Here is a 19,562-nt window from a genome sequence, read left to right as displayed (position 1 = left end):
TTACCACCGTTTCTCGAAGCGGTTGCGCAGGTAGATCGCGATGCCGTTCATCACGAGCAGGAAGATCAGCAGGACGACGATCGCCGCGCTGGTGCGTTCGACGAAGCCTCGGTCGATCTCGTCGGACCACAGGAAGATCTGTACGGGCAGCACCGTAGCAGGCGAGGTGAAATCGCTCGGCGGGCTGGCGACGAAGGCGCGCATGCCGATCATCAGCAGCGGCGCGGTTTCGCCCAATGCGCGCGCCATGCCGATGATCGTGCCGGTGAGGATGCCCGGCAGGGCAAGCGGGAGGACGTGGTGGAAAACGACCTGCACCGGACTTGCCCCCATCGCGAGCGCGGCGTCGCGGATCGACGGTGGCACCGCCTTGATCGCATTGCGGCCCGAAATCACGATGACCGGCATCGTCATCAGCGCCAGCGTCATGCCGCCGATCAGCGGGGCCGAGCGGAAGTTCGGAAATGCCGCGAGGAACACGGCGAGGCCGAGCAGGCCGAAGATGATCGAGGGCACTGCGGCAAGATTGTTGATCGAGATCTCGATGATGTCGGTCCAGCGGTTCCGCGTCGCGTATTCCTCAAGGTAGAGCGCCGAGAGCACGCCGACCGGGAAGGCGAGCACGAGCGTGACGAACATCGTCATCATCGAGCCCTTGAGCGCGCCCCAGATGCCCACGCTCTGCGGATTGGTGGCATCGGCGCGGACGAGGAAGCCGGTATCGAAGGCGCGCACCAGTGTGCCTTCGCGTGCGAGATTGGCGGCGCGCTGCCGGAGCGCCGGATCACCGCCACCGCGCATGGCATTGGCAAGATCATCGCTGGCGGGGACGGAGACCTTGATCTCGCCGGCCATCAGCAGCGTGGGATCCCCAACCAGCTTCTGGCCGACTTCGCGCCAGGCCCCATCGGCCAGCAGCGCATCGCCCTCCGGCCCGAAGGACTTGGTCGCCGCCGATTTGACCAGCGCGGGAAGGCCGGCGACTTCGAGCCCGCCGAGCGGATCGGGCTGGGCAAGGCGCGCCGGATCGATCTGCATGTGCCCGCGGATCGGCACCGTCATCCGGACTTCGCTGCGATGGAAGCCGGCCCAGCCGCTTGACGCCATCGAGACCAGCAGCAGGACCAGAATGAGCGCGGAGAAGCTGACGGCGCCGAAGCCTGCCCAGCGGAACAGCGCATCGGAGCGATAGCGCCGGGCAAGGCCGGCCTGCATCCGGGCCTGGCGGGTCTGGCGCATTGCCTCGAGCGCGGCAGGATCGCGTGTCATGCTCATGGCCGGTTACTCATAGGCTTCGCGGTAGCGCTTGACGACGCGCAGCGCGATGAAATTGAGGGTGAGCGTGACGAGGAACAGCACCATGCCAAGTGCGAAGGCAGACAGCGTGGCGGGGTGATCGAAGCTGCCCTCGCCGGTGAGCATGGCGACGATCTGGAAGGTCACCGTCGTCATCGATTCAAACGGGTTGGCCGAAAGATTCGCGGCGGCACCGGCGGCCATGACCACGATCATCGTTTCACCGATCGCGCGGCTGATGGCGAGCATGATGCCTGCGACAATACCAGGAAGCGCTGCCGGTATGAGCACCTTGCGGATCGTCTCGGAGCGGGTGGCACCCATCGCAAGGCTGCCGTCGCGCATCGCCTGTGGGACAGCGGCAATGCTGTCGTCGGCCATCGAGGAGACGAAGGGGATGATCATCACCCCCATGACGAGACCGGCGGCCATCGCGCTTTCGGTCGAGGCATTGGAAATGCCGATCGCCTGCGCCGCGTCGCGCACGGCCGGCGCAACGGTGAGCGCGGCGAAATAGCCGTAGACCACGGTCGGCACACCGGCGAGGATCTCGAGCAGCGGCTTGACGATGCGGCGGACCGAATTGTCGGCATACTGGGTGAGGTAGATCGCGCTCATCAGCCCGAGCGGGATCGCCACAGCCATGGCGATGATCGCGCCGATGTAGATTGTTCCCCAGAACAGCGGAATGGCCCCGAAGGCGCTGCCATTGGGTGTGCCGGTGCTCATCGGATCGGGCGCCCAGTGGGTGCCGAAGAGGAAATCGACCGGGGAGACCATCCCGAAGAAGCGCACCGTCTCGAACACGAGGCTCGCGACAATGCCGATCGTTGTGAGGATGGCCACCAGCGAAGCGAGCAGCAGCAGAGCCATGACCGCGCGTTCGACCCGCGTGCGTGCGGTGAAATCGGGCCGCAGGCGCAGGAACGAGAAGGCGCCGCCCGCAAAGGCGATCACCAGCGTCACGACGAGACCGATCATGTTGTAGCGCGTGAGCGCTATGCGGTAGGGCTCGACCAGCCCTTCGGCCTCGCTGTTGAACACCGCGCGCGCGGCGCCGGTGGCGACGGCGCGGGCCTCGCCCATCATGGCCTCGCGCTCGAAGCCGAAGGCGGGGAGGGCAGCGGCTGCGGGATCGGCAAGCACGTGCTGGAGCACCAGCGCGGGGCTGATCGCATCCCACAGCAGCGCGAACAGCAGGGTGGGGACCGCGACCCACAACCCGACGTACCAGGCGTGGAAATCGGGGAGCGAATGGATGCGGCCACCGGGCGCAGCCTTGCGAAAGGTCCAGGCCCGCGAGCGCCCTGCCAGCCAGCCAACCAGACCCAGCCCGAAAGCCAGAAAGAACAGAATGCCTGGCGACATGGCCCTTTGCCCGGTCCCTTACTTCAGCTGCGCGCCATCGAGCACGGGCAGCTCGCTGGCCGCCTTCGCGCTGGCGGCAAGCACATCATCGGGCGCAACTACCATGCCGGCCTTGGCGAGTACGCCGCCCTTGCTCCAGAGCTTCGCCCATTCGCCCACATAGGCCTGCAGACCCGGGATCGCCTTGAGGTGTGCCTTCTTGACGTAAATGTAAAGCGGGCGGGCGCCGGGATAGGAGAAGTCGGTGATCGTCTCGTACGTCGGCTGCACCCCGCTCATCGTCAGGCCCTTGAGCCGGTCACGGTTCTCCTCAAGATAGGAGAAGCCGAACACGCCAATGGCCTTGGGGTTCGCCTCGATCTTCTGAACGATGAGGTTGTCGTTCTCGCCCGCATCGACATAGGCGCCGTCTTCGCGCACTTCGCCACAGATGGCATCGTGCCTGGACTTGTCGCTCTCCTTGAGCGCCTTCATCGCCGGATCGCTTTCGCAGCCCTTGGTGAGGATCAATTCCTTGAGCGCATCGCGCGTGCCCGAGGTGGAGGGCGGGCCATAGACGACGATCGGCTCGTCGGGGAGGGCCGGGTTGATGTCCTTCCAGCTCTTGGCAGTGTTGGGCTTGCCGAACGGGTTCTTGGCGAGCGCCTTGTAGACGTCTTCAGTGGTCAGCGCGATGCCGGGGCCATTGCTGCCTTCGGCAAAGGCGACGCCGTCGAGACCGACCTGAATCTCGACGATCTCCTTCACGCCGTTCTTCACGCATTCGTCGAATTCGGACTTCTTCATGCGGCGCGAGGCATCCTCGATATCGGGGTGCTGCGGGCCGACGCCAGCGCAGAACAGCTTCATGCCAGCGCCCGTGCCCGTCGATTCGATGATCGGGGCCTTGATCGTGGCATCAGACTTGGCGAGCGATTCCGCCACCGCCTTGGCAAAGGGATAGACCGTGGACGAGCCGACGGCGCGGACCTGATCGCGGGTCGCGCTTTGCCCGCCGCCGCACGCACCAAGGCCAAGCGTGGCAAAGACCAGCACCGATCCGGCAACAAGACGATTCGAACGCATCGTTAATTTCCCTTACGCGCCTCTAGCCGGGGCAATGCGACCACGGAATGACAGGCCTATGACAGTTCTTTCGCCGGTGTCACCGCAAGCGCAAGGCGCACGGTGACGGTCGTCCCCTCGCCAAGCTTGCTGGTGATATCGAGCTTTCCGCGATGCCTTTCGACGATGTGCTTGACGATGGCAAGGCCAAGCCCGGTCCCGCCAACGCCGCGGCTGCGGCCGGGATCGGTGCGATAGAAGCGGCGAGTGAGATAGGGCAGGTGATCGGGATGGATGCCGTCGCCCCGGTCGGTGACCGAGAACACGGCTTCGGCGCCGTCCCGCGCGACTTCGACGCGGACAGGCTGGCTGGAATCACCGTATTTCAGGGCGTTGTCGATGAGGTTGCGGATGACCTGATCCAGCTGCTGGCGATCGCCGGTGACCTTGGCATCGGCCACACGCACGATCACGCGGTCCTCGCCGACCGTCGCCGCCACTTCGGAGCCGATGCTCGCCGCGAGCATGGCAAGGTCAATCTGTTCGCGCGGCAGATCGTGCTTTTCCGCCTCGATGCGCGAAAGCGACATGAGATCCTCGACAAGGCTCTGCAGCCGCCGTGCCTCGCGCAGCACGGTGTTGTGGAAGCGCGCCGCGGTGGCGGTATCGACTTTCGCATCGGGATCGGCCAGCGTCTCGATATAGCCGATAATCGAGGCGAGCGGCGTGCGCAGTTCGTGGCTCGCATTGGCCACGAAGTCGGTATGCGAGCGGCTGATGTCAGCTTCTGCGGTGCGGTTCACCATTTCGATCAGCGAGAAGCGCTGGTCGATGCTGACACGGCGCACCTGCCAGATGCTGCGCGCGCCGGTGAGCCCGCGCACCATGGCGCTGCCCTGCGGCTTGTCCAGCAGAGTGATCGCCTCGGGATGGCGCAGCGCGACGCGCGCGTCCTGGCCGACGATGTGCGGGCCCAGCGCCTCGCGCGCGGCGGCATTGGCGGCGGCGATACGCTGGTTGTCGAGCATCAGGACCGGCACGCTGAAGGGTTCGACCAGTTCCACCATGGCCTGGCGCGAGACGGAGCCTTCATCGGGCATGCGCACCTCGACGACCGGTTCGGGCCGCGAAAGCCACAGCGTGCCGAGCCACAGGATCAGGACGGCTACGGCCAGGCCGGGGGTGGCGCCGACGATGATCATGGCAAGACATGTGCCGATCGCCACGATCATGCTGGGCCACGGAAGCGGGGACTTGGTCATGACAGGAGTGCCGAACTGCGGTGCATGGAAAAGCCGCTTCAAACCTTTGCGAATGCAGGGCCTTGCCGCCCTGCAGCTTCATCTCTTTACGGCAAAAGACTGCGCTTTTGTGTCGATCGATGAAACAATTTTTCGGCTCCGGACGAGCGATTGACACAGCAGTGTCATATCGGCGCAGGTCAGCCGGGGCCAGGGAGGAACCAGGTCCGGGCCGCCGTGGCGATCAGGATGATGGCAAGAAGCGTGAAGAGCGCCGAGATCATGCCCCACGGCACAGTGCTGATGCGATCGAGATCGCGTCGGCGGCGTTCCTTGCGCTCGTGCAGGCCGGCGAGCAGGCCGATGACGAGCGCGGCCCCGCCCGTTGCGGCAAATTCGGCGGTGTAGCTGAGCGAATCGAAGTCCATCGCATTCCGGGCCGAAGGTGCTTTCAAGCCGCGATGGCTGATGCGGTGCGGCTGGTGACCCCTACGGGAATCGAACCCGTGTTTCAGCCGTGAGAGGGCCGCGTCCTGACCGCTAGACGAAGGGGCCTTGCCGTGAACCGGGTCGGCGGTTTCGCCCCGGTTGTCGTGTTCCTGCCCGGCAGCGAAGCCCGGCTTGCAAGTTGGTGACCCCTACGGGAATCGAACCCGTGTTTCAGCCGTGAAAGGGCCGCGTCCTAACCGCTAGACGAAGGGGCCACTGGCTTGGGCCGCGTGGCAGGCCCGCGCAACTAGGGCGAGAAGCGGATCAGGTCAACCCCCTGACTGACCCGCTTTGCGGGCATGGCCAAAGGGGTAGGGTCTAGTCCGCAAAGGCGGCATCCTCGACATGGAGTTCGGCCGCCGGGCGCGTGCCCCAGTCATCGATCTTTGCGCGGCCGGCAAGCCAGAACTGGCGGCCGCGGGCGCCATGGAGCAGGGCCTGGCCCATCTCGGTTTCGGCAGCGCGGAAGGCCATCGCCTTGAACGAGCGGCCGTCCGCACCACCCGCGATCATGCGCACGTGATCAGCGCCGACAATATCGCACTTGATGAGGCGCACCGGACCCACTGCGACACGCGGGCCGGGCCAGCCCATGCCGAAGGGGCCTGCGGCTTCCAGCCGCTCGACGAGGTCGGGGGTGAGCCCGCCGGGTGCGAGGCTGAGATCGAGCAGCAGCGACTGCGACTGCCGCGCCGCCGCTACATCGCGCGCCAGCCGGTCGTCGAGGAAGTCGGCCAATCGCTCGGTACCGCCTGCAGCCACGGTGAGGCCGCAGGCCATGGCATGGCCGCCGCCCGCGATCAGCAGGCCGGCTGCGCGCGCTGCGATGATCGCCGCGCCCAGATCGACGCCCGGGATCGAGCGGCCCGAGCCCTTGCCGTTGCCCTCCGCATCCCCATTCTCGGCAATGACCAGCGCGGGCCGGCCGGTCTTTTCCTTGATACGGCCCGCAACGATGCCGATCACGCCGGGGTGCCAGCCCGCGCCGTGCACAACGACGACGCTGCGATTGTGCTGCGCCTCGACTTGCGCCTCAGCCGCTTCCTGCACCGCCTGCTCGATCGCGCGGCGCTCGTCGTTGAGCTCGGACAGGCGCGCGGCGATGGCGCGCGCCTCCTCCGTATCAGCGGTGGTGAGGAGCCGCACGCCGAGGCCCGAATCGCCGATACGCCCCGCGGCATTGATGCGCGGGCCGAGCGCGAAGCCGAGATCGCTGCAGGTGGGCGCGCGGGTAAGGCGGCTGGCATCGATCAGCGCAGCAAGGCCTACATTGGCGCGGCGCGCCATGATCTTGAGACCCTGCGCCACGAACGCGCGGTTGACGCCGCGAATCTGCGCGACATCCGCAACCGTGCCGAGCGCGACGAGATCGAGCAGGCCCATGAGATCAGGCACGGCCTTGCCATCCACAAACCCCTGCGCACGCAAGGTCCGCAAGGTGGCGACCGCGAGCAGGAAGGCGACGCCCACTGCGGCCATGTGCCCGTGGCTGGCCGCCTCGTCGCTTTCATCCAGCCGGTTGGGATTGACCAGCGCGCTGGCGGGCGGAAGCTCGGGATTGCACTTGTGATGGTCGACGACGATCACGTCGACACCCTCGGCGCGCGCGGCGGCGAGCGCTTCATAGGCCATCGCGCCGCAATCGACCGTGACGATGAGCTGCGCCCCCTCGCGCGCCAGCTTGACCAGTCCTTCGGCGGAAGGGCCGTAGCCTTCAAGCAGACGATCGGGGATATAGGGCCGTGCGGAGACGCCGAGGCTGGCGAGGAAACGGATCAGGAGTGCTGCGCTGGTCGCCCCGTCGACGTCATAGTCGCCGTAGATCGCGATAGCCTCGCCCCGGGTGATCGCTTCGGCGAAGCGTTCGGCGGCCACGTCCATATCATTGAAGATTGACGGATCGGGGAGGAAATCGCGCAAGGTGGGGCGGCGGTGGCGTTCGAGATCGTGGCGTTCCACGCCGCGGGCCATGAGCAGCTGATCGACCAGACTCTCTAGCTGGCCCGCATGGCTGCCAAACCCGCCGGTGGAAAGGTCCATGTTGCCGCCGCGCCAGCGCCAGGCGAGGCCGGACAGCGAACGGGTGATGGCGGTGACCGGGATCATGGGCGGAGTCTTCGAAGAAGCGGGACCCCGGATCAAGTCCGGGGTGACGGGCGCTAACCGATACCGGCGGCGCGGGGAAGGGCAGCGCGGCAGCTACCCACATTCGCGGTCTTGCTGTGCGCCAGATCATCGCACTGGCGCAGCGCGATTGACAGAAGGGCTCCGGATATGGTCGCATCGGGCAAAAGAGATATCCGGTCGCGCCATACGAACAGGCAGAGTGGGGCTGAAGCGCCGCTGCTGCAAAAAGGGGTTGAGCACATGACCAGGAACAGCATGCGTCTGATGGTGGCGGCGGGCGGCGCGAGCGTGGTGCTCGCCGGGTGGGGTATCGCCCAGACAGCGGCCCCGATCGCCCGCTATGAAATGCGCGCAGGGACCACGTCGGGCCTGCTCGGCGGCATGGCGGGAATGAAGGGCGCCGCGATGAGCATGGCCTTCGGCGGCGGCAATCGCAACGCGCCGCAGCACGAGCTGTGGCTGGAACTGGGGTCGAGCCGGGCTCCGGCCGGCAGTCCGCCCAAGGCCGATCATTTCATGCCCGCAGGCGCCAAGCTCGGGCTTTCGGTGCCGCTCAAGACCCCGGTCAAGGTGCCGACCGGCCCGGAGGAGCCGGCCGAGAGGCGTGATTTCAAGCGGCCGAAGGGGCGCATCCTGATCTTCTGGGGCTGCGGCGAACACGCGCCTGCCGGTCAGCCAGTGGTGTTCGATTTCGCCAAGATTGCCGCCGGGCAGATGCCGCCGGGGCTGTGGGCAAGCAGCGTGCCGATGGAGCGCCGCGTCTCCTATTCGAGCAGCAAGACGTATGGTTCGTGGCCCAATGACGAGGGCAAGACGTCGGTCAAGACCGACAGCTCGCTGATCGGCGCGCACAAGGTCGCAGGCAATTACTCGCCCGAAATGAACTTCACCCTGACCAAGGACTTCATGGGCGCGCTGAGGACATCGACCTTTGCGCAGCCAAGCGGGGCAACCCTGCTGCGCTGGAACCCGCTGCCCGATGCGACGGGCTATCACGCCTCGCTGATCGGCGGGAAGATGGACAAGGGCAGCGACATGACCGACATGGTGTGGTGGTCTTCGAGCATGACGCGCGAATTCGGCGGCGGGCTTTCGGACTGGCTTTCGCCCGCAACCGTGGCGAAGCTGGTGGCGAGCAAGACGGTGCTCGCGCCCGCGACGACGACCTGCATGGTTCCGGCCGAAGTGAAGGCCGCCGCACCGCAGTTCCAGATGGTCTCGCTCTATGCCTTCGGGCCGGAGGAAACCTTCGTCTATCCGCCGCGCCCGGCCAATCCCAAGACGCCGTGGAAGCCGGAATGGACCGCCGATATCCGCCATCGCTCGATGACCGGTTTCCTGCTCGGCATGCCGGGAATGGACGAGGCGGCATCGGACAATGGGCGCAGTCGCGGCGATCAGCAGGACAAGCAGCAATGTCAGCCCAAACCCAAGAAGCGCGGGCTGGGCGGGCTTGGCGGCCTGATCGGCGGCGCTCTGGGCGGCGCGGTGAGCGGTGTCGGCGGCAACGGGGACGGCTGCTGATCCGGACATGCTGCTGATCATCTGGCACAGCCGCACCGGGGCAGCGCGCGCCATGGCGGAGGCAGCACGGCAGGGCGCGGCGCGCGAGGGGCCGGTGCGGCTGCTGGCTGCTTCAGAAGCGCGCGCTGAGGATCTGCTTGGCGCGCAAGGCTATCTCTTCGTGTGCCCTGAAAACCTCGGCACGATGAGCGGGGCCATGAAGGACGTCTTCGATCGGTGCTACTATGCGCTGCTCGGGCAGATCGAAGGCCGCCCGTTTGCCACAGCGATCGCGGCGGGATCGGATGGATCGGGTGCAGAGCGGCAGATCGAGCGAATCGTTAACGGCTGGCGGCTGCGGCGAATCGCTGAAGGGCTTATCGTGAACCTGGAAGCGCAGACGCCGGAGGCGATACTTGCGCCCAAGATCGTGCCGCAGCAGGCCCTGCAAAAGTGCCACGATTTGGGACAGTCCTTCGGCGCCGGGCTGGAGATGGGCCTGTTCTAGGGTGGCGAAACGCCGGGATGGTCCGATTCCGTGCCGGAATGGGCGCACAGGACTCGACGATTGCCCTACATTGGTGTCTCTGATGGCCCCGTCTTGAGGGAGCATAACTGGTGGTAATCGAGCGTGCAGCAGGGCGTGAGCCGCTTGCCGCGCTGCTGTTCGGCCGGGAAGGTCGACCGGCTGCGGATGCGATTGCCGACCTCGCTGCGGGTCCCGACGGGTTCTCGCTGCTGAACCCGGGTTCGGCACCGCCCGGCAGCGCCGAACTGCTGCGCGACGGGCTGACCTTCGATCTTTCCGGTCTCGCTCCCGCACCGCAGCGTGGGGTACCCGCGGCGGTGCACCGCGTGGCTTTACCCAATGATTTCAGTTTCGATGCGCTGGAAGCTGCCTGGTTCATGGTTGGCCCGCATCTCGCAGGTGCGGAAAGCCTGCTGCCGGTGCTGCGGGTCGCCACCACGATCCTGCGCCACATGACCGGGCTTGCCGGATTGCAGGCCATCGTTTGGCGTCCGGCGCGGATCGTGATGTCTCCGGCCTGGTTCGCCGAAGCGGTCGGCGTCTGGCTCGCGGGCGGTCCGTTCCCCGCACTGGCACTGACCGCACTGGCGCGAAGCGAACGCGGCATCGGCAGCGAAGGCCTTGCCTTCCTGACGGGGCAGGAATTCAGCCTGCACGCGCGCAGCGGCGGGCCGAACCGGGAAGACAGCCGCATCGCTGTGCGCCTGACCGATTGGCTGGTCACGCACGGGCGGGTGGATACCGCGCGCGAGGTCGTGCTCTCCGGGGTCGGCGCGGTCTGGCTCGAGCCGGAAGGCCAAGACAGGCTTAACGTGACGCCGCGCTAGGTAAAGGATGCCTGCCAAAGTGAATTAAAGCACGTTTGGCAGCCCGGCCGAAAGGACGCTTGCGAGCGCCGCGTTAAGGCCAGCGCGCGAGCATGGGGCCATGGTATCTGCTGGATTGGCCCGGGGACGCATTTCCTTCCGCTCGGTGAATGTACCGGGAAAAGCCGGCTATACGCCGGGCCTGCAGCGTCATCATTTGCTGCCCCGCGCCCTGCTCCATCGTCGTGCTTTCCACCGCATGATCGGCGCCTTGACGCCGGAACGGATCGGCTTTCACGATTTTCGCGCCAACGGGCTGCTGCTGCCGGCCACCGAGAGCGGGGCGCTGCGGATCGGGCTCCCGTTACACCGCGGGCCGCATGGGACCTATTCGGAGATGGTCACCGAGCGGGTCGGCCAGATCGAGCTCGGCTGGAGCCGCACACGTAACGACGATCCTGAACTGGCGGGGATGGAGGCACTGATGCGGCTAGACCTGCTGCAGCGCGCGTTGCGCCGCCGCCTGCTGAGCCCGCCTAAGGGCGAGGAGATCGTGCTCAACAAGCACGATCCGGCGCTCGATTACAGCCACCTCGACCGGATGGCCGAGATGCTGTGGGAAGCGACGGAGAGCAGGCTTTAGAGGAAAGGCGCGCTGTCGGCCGAAAGGCTGGCGGCGGCTTCGCGGTACTGCGCGGTGAGCGTGGCAACACGCTCGGCCACCGTCTCGACCTTGTCGACCGCGCCGATGCCCTGGCCCGAGCCCCAGATGTCCTTCCAAGCCTTGGCTTCGGTGTTCCCGCCCGAGCCGAAGTTCATCGCCGAAGGATCGCTGACGGGCAGGTTGTCCGGATCGAGCCCGGCCTTGACGATCGAGCCGCGCAGGTAATTCCCGTGCACGCCGGTGAAGAGGTTTGAATAGACGATATCCTGCGCGCGGCTTTCGACGATTTCCTGCTTGTAGCCTTCGGCAGCGCGGGCTTCGGCGGTGGCGATCCAGGCGGAGCCGATATAAGCGAAGTCGGCACCGAGGGCCTGCGCGGCGAGGATCGAGCGCCCATGCGCGATGGCGCCCGAAAGCGCGACCAGCCCATCGAACCACTGGCGGATTTCCTGCATCAACGCGAAGGGCGAGAGCGCGCCGGCATGGCCACCTGCACCGGCGGCTACGGGAATGAGTCCGTCCGCGCCTTTTTCGATCGCCTTGCGGGCGAAGCGATCGTTGATCACGTCGTGCAGCACGATGCCGCCCCAGCGGTGTGCGGCCTGGTTGATATCCTCGCGCGCGCCCAAGGAGGTGATGAGCATGGGCACCTGCCACTTTTCGCAAAGCGCCATGTCCTCATCCAGGCGGTTGTTGGTCTTGTGGACGATCTGGTTGACCGCGAAGGGCGCGGCGGGGCTGTCTGGATTGTCGCGGTTGTGCGCCGCCAGCGTCTCGGTGATCTCGTGCAGCCACTCGTCGAGTTGGCTGATCGGCCGGGCGTTCAATGAGGGGAAGCTGCCGACGATGCCCGCCTTGCACTGCGCGATGACGAGTTCGGGGCCGGAAATGATGAACAGCGGCGAACCGATGACGGGGAGGCGCAGGTTCTTGAACAGCGGGGGAAGCGGCATCCTGAAAGCTCCGGTTTTAAGCGAGCGGTTAAACGGAGCTTTAGCAGGAGAAGCGGCGCTGTCAAACCACAGCGCCGCTACCTTAAAGGCTAGGCCGCGAGCACGTGCTCGATGCCGTAGACCCGCGCCGCGTTGCCGGCAAAGAGCGCGTGCTTTTCTGCCGCCGAGGCGCCGTGGGCGAGGCGCTTGAAGGTGTTCCACAGTACCGGATAGGTCGCGCCCCAACGGTCCACGGGATAGTTGCTTTCGAACATCCCCCGCTCCGGCCCGAAGGCATCGATGCAGGTCTCGATATAAGGGCGCCACATCGCCGCCAGCGTTTCCGAGCCGATCCCGGCGGCTGGTCCCTGCTCAGGCATGGCGCAGAAGGCCATGGCAAGGCCGCCGAGCTTCACCGAGACATTGGGGCACTTGGCGAGCTCCCGGATGTTGTCGCGCCAGACGTCGAAGCGTTCGTGGAGCTTGCCCTTGTAGCTCGCGGTGCCGAGCGGGGTACCGCAGTGATCGAGCACGATCGGCTGATCGGGGAAGGCGCGGGCGAGGCTGATCACATCGGGCAGCTGCGGTTCAAGCAGCCAGGCGTCGAAGGTGAGGCCCATTGTGCCGAGGTGCTTGAACCCGGCGCGGAAGGCGTCGCTGGTGTAAAGACCGGAAGGCGCGTGAAACGGGGGGCCGAGCACTTCGGGATCGGCATCCCACGCGGCCTGATGGCGGATGCCCTTGAAGCGCCCGTTCCCGGCAGCGATCAGGGCTTCGAGAACTGGAACCGCGTCATCGCCCAGCGTCATGTCGGCATGGCCGATGATCCCGGCGCAGGGGCGATAGTCGCCATAGAGCCCGCTCGCGCCCTGGGCTGCGACGCCGTTCACGAACTCGACCTCGCCCACTGGCTTCAGCGCATGTTCGGCGCCGCTGCGGTAGAACGCGCCGCATTCCATGAACACGGTGCCGACGACGTTATGCCCGCTGTGCGTATCGGCGTGGAGTGCATCGAAGGTGTAGTAGGCCGCCGGCACCAGCGTCTCGACAAAGGGATGCAGCGGCTGCGGGAAGGAGGCGACCAGCGGGCGCAGATCCCAGAGGTGATGGTGCGGGTCGATGATCGGCAGATCGGGTTCGAGAATTTCTTCTGGCATGGCTCTCTCTCGTGGTCGGCCTCTTGGCGGGCGCGCCGAGGGAGTATGCAGCATGGGGTAGGAAAGGGAAGGGGGCGACCTCACTACCCCCTCTTCATTCCCCGTCCTCGTCATTCCCGCCTTCGCGGGAATGACGAGGGGGGTGGGCGCGAATGACCACGCAAAGGGCGGGATAGACGCAGGGCTTTTGGTGAGGTCGCGCTTCGGGATGCAAGGGCGATGGCCCTTGCATCCTGGAGGCTAATTTCTTTGATCAACCCTCCGACCCGCTTGTGGCGGGTCACCTCCCCATTTGCACTTCGTGAAAATGGGGAGGAGCGGGTTCAGCCCGCCGCGTTGGCGGCGCTCAGGATTGCGCGGACACTGGCGGTGGCGACGTCTTCGTCGATACCGACACCCCAGATGACTTTGCCGTCCGGGCCGGTGCATTCGACATAGGCGGCGGCGCGGGCGTCGCTGCCGGCTTGCAGGGCGTGTTCGGCGTAATCGCGCACGTCGATGCTGATGCCGAAGCCGTCGCGGAGCGTGGCGACGACCGAGGAGATCAGGCCGTTGCCGCGGCCCGAGACCGAGCGGACTTCGCCATCGACGGCGATCTTGCCGGCGAAGACGCGGGTGCCATCGGGCGCGCGGGCTTCCTCGTAGTCGACGAGCGTGAAGCGCTGGTCTTCGCCGAGGTGGTAGGTCTTCTGGAAGACGGCCCAGATATCGCCGGCGTGAAGTTCACGCCCCAGTTCATCGGCGAGTTCCTGCACGTGGCGCGAGAAGTGCGCCTGCATCTTCTTGGGCAGCTTGAGGCCCTGGTCCTGTTCGAGCACCCAGGCGAAACCGCCCTTGCCGGACTGCGAGTTGACGCGGATCACCGCTTCGTAGCTGCGGCCAAGATCGGCGGGATCGATAGGGAGGTAGGGCACCGCCCACATCTCGTCGTTTTGCGTTTCCCGCGCGGCAAAACCCTTCTTGATCGCGTCCTGATGGCTGCCGGAGAAGGCGGTGAAGACGAGTTCGCCGCCGTAGGGGTGGCGCGGGTGGACGGGGAGCTGGTTGCAGTACTCGACCGTCTGGATGACCTTGTCGATATCCGAGAAATCGAGGCCGGGATCGACGCCCTGCGTGTACATGTTGAGAGCAACGGTAACGAGGCAGCAGTTGCCAGTGCGCTCGCCGTTGCCAAAGAGGCAGCCCTCGACGCGGTCCGCGCCGGCCATCAGGCCAAGCTCGGCGGCAGCGACGCCGGTGCCGCGGTCGTTGTGAGTGTGCAGCGAGATCACCGCGCGGTCGCGGTTCGGAAGGTTGCGGGAGAAGTATTCGATCTGGTCGGCGTAGATGTTGGGCGTTGCCGCCTCGACCGTCGCAGGGAGGTTGAGGATGATCGGCTTGTCCACGGTCGGCTGGAGGACTTCCATCACCGCCTCGCAGCACTCGATGCTGAAATCGAGTTCGGCGGTAGAGAAAGTCTCGGGGCTGTATTCGAAGTGCCAGTCCGTCTGCGGGAAGCGCGCGGCCTGATCGCGCAGGTAAGTGGCGCCGGCGCGGGCGATTTCCTTGATCTCGGCAGGTTCCATGCCGAAGACGACCTTGCGCCACAGCGGCGAGACCGCGTTGTAGACGTGGACTATGGCCTGCCTGGCGCCGGCGAGGCTCTCAAACGAGGTCTTGATCAGGTCCTCGCGCGACTGTGTCAGCACCTGGATGAACACATCGTCGGGGATCTTGCCGCTATCGACGAGGCCGCGGATGAAATCGTACTCGGTAGCGCCGGCGCTGGGGAAGCCGACTTCGATTTCCTTGAGGCCGAGGCTGACGAGCAGATCGAAGAAGCGGGCCTTCTTGTCGGCGTCCATCGGATCGATCAGCGACTGGTTGCCATCGCGCATATCGGTGGAGAGCCAGCGCGGGGCCTGGGTGATCGTGCGGCTGGGCCACTGGCGGTTTTCCAGCGGGACCTGCGGGAAAGGGCGGTACTTGACCGAGGGATTCTTCAGCATGGACATGGGACTGCTTTCGGATCTGGCAATTGCGACTTCGTGACGGGAAACCCTTGGGCGCTAAAGGCGCGCCGGGTAGCCGCCTTGCTTCACGCCCAAGGGCGGATAAGTCGCAGGGTAAGGTCCAGAGCGCGGATCATGTTTTTGCCTATGGTGAAGGACGCCGCGCTTGTCCAGAATGAAAGCAAAGGAGAGCATGATGTCCGAAGCTGTCGAGCCGTTTGATTACCGGGTGCCGCAGGCGGTGCTGGATGACCTCAATACGCGCCTTGACATGGCGCGCTGGCCCGAAAAGGAGGCGGTGGACGACTGGACGCAAGGTGTGCCGCTGGCGGCCTTGCAGGATTTCGTGCACCATTGGCGGCATACATATGACTGGCGCAAGTGCGAGGCGTGGCTGAACGGGCTCGGGCTCTGGACCACCGACATCGACGGGGTTGCAATCCGGTTCCTGCATTTGAAATCGAAGCACGAGGGTGCCGTGCCGCTGATCATGACGCATGGCTGGCCGGGCTCGATCCTCGAGTTTCGCGGTGTGATCGATGCGCTGACCGATCCTGAAGCGCATGGCGGCAGTGCGGCGGATGCCTTCCATCTGGTGATCCCGTGCCTGCCGGGCTTTGGCCTATCGGGGAAGCCGGAGAAACATGGCTGGGGCGTTGAAAAGATCGCGCGGGCATGGGGCGTGCTGATGGCGCGTCTCGGCTATGCGCGGTGGTTTGCGCAAGGCGGCGACTGGGGCTCGATCGTGACGACGCAGATCGGCATTCAGGCCATCGAGGGCTGTGCGGGCATCCACCTCAACATGCCGATATCGAGGCCGCTGCCGGAGGATCTGGCGAACCCTTCGCCCGCCGAGCTCAAGGCGCTGGGGGCGCTGAAGTACTATCAGGACTGGGATTCGGGTTATTCCAAGGAGCAATCCACGCGGCCGCAGACTATCGGCTATTCGCTGGTCGATTCGCCGGTGGGGCTGGCGGGCTGGATCTACGAGAAGATGTGGGCCTGGACCGATAATGATGGCATGCCCGAAAGCGCGCTGAGCCGCGATGCGATGCTCGACAATATCATGCTCTATTGGCTGCCGGCGGCGGGTGCATCTTCGGCGCGGCTCTACTGGGAAAGCTTTGGCAGCGCGGGTGGCGGGGATATCGCGATGCCGGTGGCGGTCAGCGCGTTCCCGAAGGAAGTGCTGCCGACGCCGCGCAAGTGGATGGAGCGGCACTGCTCCAATATCGTCCACTGGGGCGAAATGGCCAAGGGCGGGCACTTTGCCGCGTGGGAGCAGCCCGCAGCTTTCGTGGGAGAGCTGCGGACTGCGTTTGCCCTGATGCGGTGAGGCTTACTTCTTTTCGAAGGCAATGGTGATGTCGAGCTTCACTTCGTCCGCCACCAGCGGGGCGAAGAAGCCGAGGCCGAATTCGCTGCGCTTGATCGTGGACTGGCCGTGGAAGCCGATCGTCTGCGCCTTGTTGAAGAAATTGACGCCAGCGCCGGTGAACTGCGCGGTGAAGGTGGCGGGCTTGGTAACGCCGTTCAGGGTCAGGTTGCCATCGACCGTGGCGCTTGTGCCGTCTGCGCCGGGGCTAACCTTGGTCGAGACGAATACCGCGTCCGCCGCGTTGGCGCCGAAGAAATCGGCCTTCCCGCCATCAGCGCCGGGCTTGAGGAGGTGCGCAGTCAGCCCCTGATCGACGGTGACGACCTTCGAGACGGGGATCGTCGCGGTCAGCTTCGTAGCGGCGGGGTTCGCCGGATCGAACGACATCGATCCGCCAAGCTGGCCAAACAGGCCAAAATAATCGTTGAAACCGAGATGGTTGACCCGCCAGGCGATCATCGAGTGGGTGGCATCGACGGTGTAGTTGCCGGCCGTGACGCGCGACTTGTCGGGCGCGCCCGGCGGCGTGCTCGGCATCTGCGAGAACGAGGGCGCCGCCAGCGCGACAAGTGCGGCGGGCAGGGCAAGCGACAGGGCGGTTCGGGCAGCGCGGGGGAAGCGGATCATGGACGGTCTCCGATCTGGGGGGCGAGAGGGGGGCTGCCACAGGAGGCCGCCGCATGGCAAGCGCGTGTCGATCAGCCGCAGCGCATGCCCGCTATGCGGCCGTCCTCATCGATGATCACGTTGAGGCGCTCGGGGTTGTGATCGAGCGTGATTGCCAGCCCAGGGGTAATCCAGCGAACCGGATGGGGCCGCGCGACCTGTCCGATCGTGCGGCGCACCTCGGGTACCGCGCGGGCGCCGATGAAGCGGGCAGTGAGGGCGAGGCTGCAAGTATCGGGTGCAGCAGGCTCTGCCGCGAGCGGTGCGGCCCATGCGGCGCACAGCGGCAGAACTGATAGCGCCGCCGCGCCAAACCGGAATGTCATTGGTGTTGCTTCCCCGATACTTCGAAAATGGAGGTATCGGGTTCGCGGTAAATCTACAACCGCCAGTCAGCGGCTGTCGTATGTCGTTCGTCGAGGGGCGGACCCGGCAAGGCCCGCCCCTGTACGCCAGATCAGTTCTTCGACTTGTCGACCAGCTTGTTGGCCCCGATCCACGGCATCATCGCACGCAGCTGGGCACCGGTCTTCTCGATCGGGTGCGCGGCAGCGGCCTTGCGGGCAGCCTTGAGTTCCGGCTGGCCGGCGCGGTTGTCGAGCACGAAGTCCTTGACGAAGCGGCCCGACTGGATGTCGGCCAGAACGCGCTTCATTTCCTTCTTGGTCTCGTCGGTGATGATGCGCGGACCGGTCTTGATGTCGCCGTATTCGGCGGTGTTCGAGATCGAATAGCGCATGTTGGCGATGCCGCCCTCATAGAGCAGGTCGACGATCAGCTTGGTTTCGTGGAGGCACTCGAAGTAGGCCATTTCCGGCGCGTAGCCGGCTTCGACCAGCGTTTCGAACCCGGCCTGGATGAGGTGGGTGATGCCGCCGCAAAGCACAGCCTGTTCGCCGAACAGGTCGGTCTCGCACTCTTCCTTGAAGTTCGTCTCGATAATGCCCGAACGGCCGCCGCCGACGCCCGAGGCATAGGCGAGGCCGACATCATGTGCGTTGCCGGTAGCGTCCTGATGGACGGCGATGAGGCATGGCACGCCGCCGCCGCGCACGTACTCGCTGCGGACGGTGTGGCCCGGGCCCTTGGGCGCGATCATGATCACGTCGATATCGGCGCGCGGCTCGATCAGGCCGAAGTGGACGTTGAGGCCGTGGGCGAAGGCGAGCGCCGCGCCAGGCTTCATGTTGGCGTGGATGTCCTCGGCGTAGATCGCGGCCTGGTGCTCGTCGGGCGCGAGGATCATGAGAATGTCGGCCCACGAGGCGGCCTCGGCGTTCGAGAGGACCTTGAAGCCGGCAGCTTCGGCCTTCTTGGCGGTGGCCGAGCCGGCGCGCAGCGCAATGGCGACGTCCTTGACGCCGCTGTCACGCAGGTTCTGGGCATGGGCGTGGCCCTGCGAGCCATAGCCGAGGACAGCGATCTTCTTGTCCTTGATGAGGTTCAGATCGCAATCGGCGTCGTAATAGACCTTCATTCTCAGTTCCGTTCTCTAAGTCGTTGAAAAGGAATAGGGTATCAGGCGGCTTGGGCGCCGCGGATCATGCCGACTATGCCGGTGCGGCCAACCTCGACGAGGCCGAGCTCCTTCATCAGGGTGACGAAGCTGTCGATCTTCTCGGGTGCGCCGGTCAGTTCGAAGACGAAGCTGGCGGTGGTGGTGTCGACGACCTTGGCGCGGAACACATCGGCAAGGCGCAGCGCCTCGACGCGGTTCTCGCCCTTGCCGGCGACCTTGATGAGGGCCAGCTCACGCTCGACGTAAGGGCCTACTTCGGTGAGATCGACGACCTTGTGCACGGGCACGAGGCGTTCGAGCTGCGCACGGATCTGGTCGATCACCTCGGGCGGGCCGTGGGTGACGATGGTGATGCGGCTGACATCGTGGCCATCGGTGATGTCGGCCACGGTCAGGCTGTCGATATTGTAGCCGCGCGCCGTGAAAAGCCCCGCGATCTTGGCGAGGATGCCCGCTTCGTTATCGACGGTGATGGTGAGGACATGGCGCTCGGCAGCGGCGATGGTGGTTTCGGCAGTCATGGCTCGGCTCCCCTCAGACCAGCGCCTTGGCGGCGTCGTCCATCGTGCCGGACACGCTGTCGCCGTAGAGGATCATGTCAGTGTGCGCGGCGCCGGAGGGGATCATCGGGTAGCAGTTCACTTCCTTGGCGACGAGGCAATCCACGAAAACCGGGCCGGGATGGTCGATCATCGCCTGAATGCCGGCATCGAGCTCGCTCTCGTCGGTGATGCGGATGCCCTTCCAGCCGTAGGCTTCGGCGAGCTTCACGAAATCGGGGAGGCTGTCCGAATAGGAGTTCGAATAGCGGCTCTCGTAGGTCAGTTCCTGCCACTGGCGGACCATGCCCAT

Annotated in this window: 19 protein-coding genes and 2 tRNA genes; 5 read left to right on the top strand and 16 right to left on the bottom strand. The window is 65.6% G+C overall.

All coding sequences use genetic code 11. From position 1 onward, the window contains the following. From pstA to recJ, 8 genes are all read right to left on the bottom strand, one after another. Positions 1 to 1,269: a phosphate ABC transporter permease PstA gene (gene pstA / locus Q0082_RS11390; protein WP_298192649.1), complete on the bottom strand. Its 1,269-nt coding sequence runs from the start codon at positions 1,267 to 1,269 to the stop codon at positions 1 to 3. A 12-nt stretch (positions 1,270 to 1,281) separates the two neighbouring features. Beyond that, complete coding sequence (gene pstC / locus Q0082_RS11385; protein WP_298192587.1) at positions 1,282 to 2,664, bottom strand: phosphate ABC transporter permease subunit PstC; 1,383 nt, start codon at positions 2,662 to 2,664, stop codon at positions 1,282 to 1,284. 18 nt (positions 2,665 to 2,682) lie between these two features. Continuing rightward, positions 2,683 to 3,729: a substrate-binding domain-containing protein gene (locus Q0082_RS11380; protein ID WP_298192585.1), complete on the bottom strand. Its 1,047-nt coding sequence runs from the start codon at positions 3,727 to 3,729 to the stop codon at positions 2,683 to 2,685. Positions 3,730 to 3,785: 56 nt separating this feature from the next. Then, entirely contained in the window at positions 3,786 to 4,970 is a 1,185-nt protein-coding gene (locus tag Q0082_RS11375) for an ATP-binding protein (RefSeq protein WP_298192583.1), read from the bottom strand. 179 nt (positions 4,971 to 5,149) lie between these two features. Next, positions 5,150 to 5,377, bottom strand: a complete 228-nt coding sequence (locus tag Q0082_RS11370) for a hypothetical protein (RefSeq protein ID WP_298192581.1) — start codon at positions 5,375 to 5,377, stop codon at positions 5,150 to 5,152. A 52-nt stretch (positions 5,378 to 5,429) separates the two neighbouring features. Then, positions 5,430 to 5,504: transfer RNA gene (locus Q0082_RS11365), tRNA-Glu, on the bottom strand. Positions 5,505 to 5,578: 74 nt separating this feature from the next. Beyond that, positions 5,579 to 5,653 (bottom strand) — tRNA-Glu (locus tag Q0082_RS11360). Positions 5,654 to 5,756: 103 nt separating this feature from the next. Further along, a complete protein-coding gene (gene recJ / locus Q0082_RS11355; RefSeq protein ID WP_298192579.1) occupies positions 5,757 to 7,544 on the bottom strand; it encodes a single-stranded-DNA-specific exonuclease RecJ in 1,788 nt (595 codons plus the stop codon). A 261-nt stretch (positions 7,545 to 7,805) separates the two neighbouring features. On the opposite strand from recJ, the gene Q0082_RS11350 reads away from it, so the two are divergent. The 4 genes from Q0082_RS11350 to Q0082_RS11335 all read left to right on the top strand — a co-directional run bounded on the left by Q0082_RS11350 (position 7,806) and on the right by Q0082_RS11335 (position 11,046). Next, on the top strand, positions 7,806 to 9,089 hold the full coding sequence (locus tag Q0082_RS11350) for a hypothetical protein (RefSeq protein ID WP_298192577.1): 1,284 nt from the start codon (positions 7,806 to 7,808) through the stop codon (positions 9,087 to 9,089). A gap of 7 nt (positions 9,090 to 9,096) precedes the next feature. Next, a complete protein-coding gene (locus tag Q0082_RS11345) occupies positions 9,097 to 9,576 on the top strand; it encodes an NAD(P)H-dependent oxidoreductase (protein ID WP_298192575.1) in 480 nt (159 codons plus the stop codon). A gap of 110 nt (positions 9,577 to 9,686) precedes the next feature. Continuing rightward, a complete protein-coding gene (locus Q0082_RS11340) occupies positions 9,687 to 10,424 on the top strand; it encodes a hypothetical protein (protein WP_298192572.1) in 738 nt (245 codons plus the stop codon). 100 nt (positions 10,425 to 10,524) lie between these two features. Continuing rightward, positions 10,525 to 11,046, top strand: coding sequence for an AHH domain-containing protein (locus Q0082_RS11335; RefSeq protein ID WP_298192569.1), 522 nt, complete (start codon positions 10,525 to 10,527; stop codon positions 11,044 to 11,046). Here the strand turns inward: Q0082_RS11335 and Q0082_RS11330 are convergent. The 3 genes from Q0082_RS11330 to leuA all read right to left on the bottom strand — a co-directional run bounded on the left by Q0082_RS11330 (position 11,043) and on the right by leuA (position 15,150). Continuing rightward, positions 11,043 to 12,020, bottom strand: a complete 978-nt coding sequence (locus Q0082_RS11330; RefSeq protein ID WP_298192567.1) for a nitronate monooxygenase family protein — start codon at positions 12,018 to 12,020, stop codon at positions 11,043 to 11,045. The two genes, Q0082_RS11335 and Q0082_RS11330, sit on opposite strands and share 4 nt — an antisense overlap. A gap of 89 nt (positions 12,021 to 12,109) precedes the next feature. After that, on the bottom strand, positions 12,110 to 13,156 hold the full coding sequence (locus tag Q0082_RS11325; protein WP_298192565.1) for an amidohydrolase family protein: 1,047 nt from the start codon (positions 13,154 to 13,156) through the stop codon (positions 12,110 to 12,112). A gap of 323 nt (positions 13,157 to 13,479) precedes the next feature. Beyond that, positions 13,480 to 15,150 (bottom strand): 2-isopropylmalate synthase, encoded by a 1,671-nt coding sequence (gene leuA / locus Q0082_RS11320; protein WP_298192563.1) that lies wholly within the window; start codon positions 15,148 to 15,150, stop codon positions 13,480 to 13,482. Positions 15,151 to 15,340: 190 nt separating this feature from the next. Here leuA and Q0082_RS11315 point away from each other — a divergent pair, with 190 nt between their 5' ends. Further along, a complete protein-coding gene (locus Q0082_RS11315; protein ID WP_366522551.1) occupies positions 15,341 to 16,483 on the top strand; it encodes an epoxide hydrolase in 1,143 nt (380 codons plus the stop codon). 3 nt (positions 16,484 to 16,486) lie between these two features. Here the strand turns inward: Q0082_RS11315 and Q0082_RS11310 are convergent, their stop codons facing one another. The 5 genes from Q0082_RS11310 to Q0082_RS11290 form a co-directional block, all read right to left on the bottom strand. Continuing rightward, positions 16,487 to 17,152 (bottom strand): YceI family protein, encoded by a 666-nt coding sequence (locus tag Q0082_RS11310; protein ID WP_298192561.1) that lies wholly within the window; start codon positions 17,150 to 17,152, stop codon positions 16,487 to 16,489. A gap of 71 nt (positions 17,153 to 17,223) precedes the next feature. Continuing rightward, complete coding sequence (locus Q0082_RS11305) at positions 17,224 to 17,517, bottom strand: I78 family peptidase inhibitor (RefSeq protein ID WP_298192558.1); 294 nt, start codon at positions 17,515 to 17,517, stop codon at positions 17,224 to 17,226. Positions 17,518 to 17,648: 131 nt separating this feature from the next. Beyond that, positions 17,649 to 18,668 (bottom strand): ketol-acid reductoisomerase, encoded by a 1,020-nt coding sequence (gene ilvC / locus Q0082_RS11300; RefSeq protein ID WP_298192555.1) that lies wholly within the window; start codon positions 18,666 to 18,668, stop codon positions 17,649 to 17,651. Positions 18,669 to 18,709: 41 nt separating this feature from the next. Beyond that, the gene (gene ilvN, locus Q0082_RS11295) at positions 18,710 to 19,231 is read right to left on the bottom strand and encodes an acetolactate synthase small subunit (protein ID WP_298192552.1); all 522 of its coding nucleotides are present in this window, start codon (positions 19,229 to 19,231) and stop codon (positions 18,710 to 18,712) included. 13 nt (positions 19,232 to 19,244) lie between these two features. Beyond that, positions 19,245 to 19,562: thiamine pyrophosphate-dependent enzyme (locus Q0082_RS11290; RefSeq protein WP_298192549.1), on the bottom strand; the 318-nt coding region annotated here is incomplete at its 5' end.

The organism is Novosphingobium sp. (assembly GCF_027489515.1).
Lineage (GTDB): Bacteria > Pseudomonadota > Alphaproteobacteria > Sphingomonadales > Sphingomonadaceae > Novosphingobium.
This window is presented reverse-complemented; position numbering and strand designations above follow the sequence as displayed.